At 68.2% G+C, this 1,874-nt stretch carries 2 protein-coding genes and 2 tRNA genes; 1 reads left to right on the forward strand and 3 read right to left on the reverse strand.

Going from position 1 to position 1,874, the window contains the following annotated elements:
* From tig to ABYX71_RS11750, 3 genes are all read right to left on the reverse strand, one after another.
* The coding region (gene tig / locus ABYX71_RS11740; protein WP_372696679.1) for a trigger factor at positions 1 to 1,122 on the reverse strand (1,122 nt) is incomplete at its 3' end.
* A 34-nt stretch (positions 1,123 to 1,156) separates the two neighbouring features.
* Positions 1,157 to 1,241: transfer RNA gene (locus tag ABYX71_RS11745), tRNA-Leu, on the reverse strand.
* An 85-nt stretch (positions 1,242 to 1,326) separates the two neighbouring features.
* Positions 1,327 to 1,413, reverse strand: a tRNA-Leu gene (locus tag ABYX71_RS11750).
* Positions 1,414 to 1,505: 92 nt separating this feature from the next.
* On the opposite strand from ABYX71_RS11750, the gene ABYX71_RS11755 reads away from it, so the two are divergent.
* Positions 1,506 to 1,874 (forward strand): S-adenosylmethionine:tRNA ribosyltransferase-isomerase (locus ABYX71_RS11755; RefSeq protein ID WP_372696680.1); only part of this gene is annotated, 369 nt, incomplete at its 3' end.

Below are 1,874 nucleotides of genomic sequence, written 5' to 3' on the forward strand. Positions count from 1 at the left end.
ACCGGCGGCCATGCGCTCGATCTCGGCGCGCACCTGCTGCGGGTCGGCCTTGATGTTCTCGCGCTGGGTGATCTCAGCCAGCAGCAGGCCAAGCTTGACCCGGCGTTCGGCCTCGGCTTCGAACGGCGCCATGTCGCCGTGCGGGTCGACGGCTGGATTGCGCTGCTGGGCCTGATGGGCCAGGTTGTGCGCCTCCTGATGAACCAGGCTGTGCGGCAGGTCGAACTGGTGCTGCTCGGCGAGCATCTGCATGACGGCTGCCTTGCGCCGCCGGCGCAGTGCGCCGGACAGTTCCTGTTCCAGGCGCTCGCGCAGGCGTGTGCGCAGCGTGTCCAGGTCACCGTCCTCGATGCCGAAGGCCTTGGCCAGCTCGGCGTCGAGCGCCGGCAGTTGCATTTCCTGCACTTCGCGTACGGTCACCTCGAACTGCGCCGACTTGCCGGCCAGGTTCTCGCGCGGGTAGTCGTCCGGGAAGGTGACGCTCACGGTGCGTGCGTCGCCGGCGCTGGCGCCCAGCAGCTGTTCCTCGAAGTCGCCGATGAGGGTGCCGCTGCCGAGTACGATGGGGACTTCCTGGGCACTGCCGCCTTCGAACGCCTCGCCGTCGATGCTGCCGGCGAAGTCGATGACGACCCGGTCGTCGGTGGCCGCGGCCCGCTCGACGGTTGGCCACTCGGCGCGCTGGCGGCGCATGCGATCGAGCATCTTCTCGACGTCGTCATCGCTGACGCTGGCCGTCGGCACGGTGACGGTGACGCCGCTCAGGTCGGCCAGCTCGATTTCCGGAAACACTTCGAAGCTGGCAGAGAAGGTCAATGCCTCGCCATCGTCCGTGTTCTCGGCGTTGATGGACGGGTTGCCGGCCGGGCGCAGCTGATGTTCGCCCAGCCCCTCGATGAACTTGCCCTGCAGCAGTTCGCCGACCACTTCGTCGCGCACGCGCGCGCCGTGCTGGCGGCGGATCACCGACAGCGGCGCCTTGCCGGGGCGAAAGCCGTTCACGCGCGTCTGGCGTGCCAGTTGGGTCAGGCGTGTGGTGACCTGTTGCTCGATTTCAGCCGTCGGCAGCGTCAGCGTCAGCCGGCGTTGCAGGCCGCCGGTGCTTTCCAAGGGGATAGTCATTCAGGGCTCGGAGCTGGTTAGTTAGTGAGTGAGATGGTGCGAAAGGAGAGACTCGAACTCTCACGGGTTGCCCCGCTGGTACCTAAAACCAGTGCGTCTACCAATTCCGCCACTTTCGCACGGTCGGGCAGTCGGGACAGTCTGGGGCGCCGAGTATACCCAAGGCGCCTGCGCCCGGCCGGTGTGGCTTGGCGAACGAAAGACTGGTGCCGGGAGAGAGAATCGAACTCTCACGAGGTTGCCCCCACCAGATTTTGAGTCTGGCGCGTCTACCGGTTTCGCCATCCCGGCACGGGAAGGGGGGGCTAGTATGCCATCGGCGGCGGCCGACTCACAGGGTGCGGCGCCGGGCAGGCGCGCGGTTTGCTACCATCCGCCGCCCCATGCGGCGCCAGGACTTCCATTACGCATTGCCGGAGCGGCTGATCGCCCAGCACCCGCTGGCCGAACGCACCGCCAGTCGCCTGTTGTACGTGCCGGCGGCGGCGCCGCTGCAGGACCGTTCTTTCACCGACCTGCCGTCATTGCTGCGGCCGGGCGACCTGCTGGTGCTCAACGACACGCGGGTGATTCGTGCCCGGCTGCGTGGCCGGCGCGCCAGCGGCGGCCGTGTCGAGGCGCTGATCGAACGCCTGCAGGGCGAGTACACGGCGCTGGTGCAACTGCGCGGCGGCAAGTCGCTGAAGCCGGGGGCGGCGGTGACGTTCGCCGGCGGTGGTCAGCAGGTGGTGGCCACCCTGGGTGAGGTGGTC

The organism is Immundisolibacter sp. (genome assembly GCF_041625615.1).
In the GTDB taxonomy this organism is placed as follows: domain Bacteria; phylum Pseudomonadota; class Gammaproteobacteria; order Immundisolibacterales; family Immundisolibacteraceae; genus Immundisolibacter.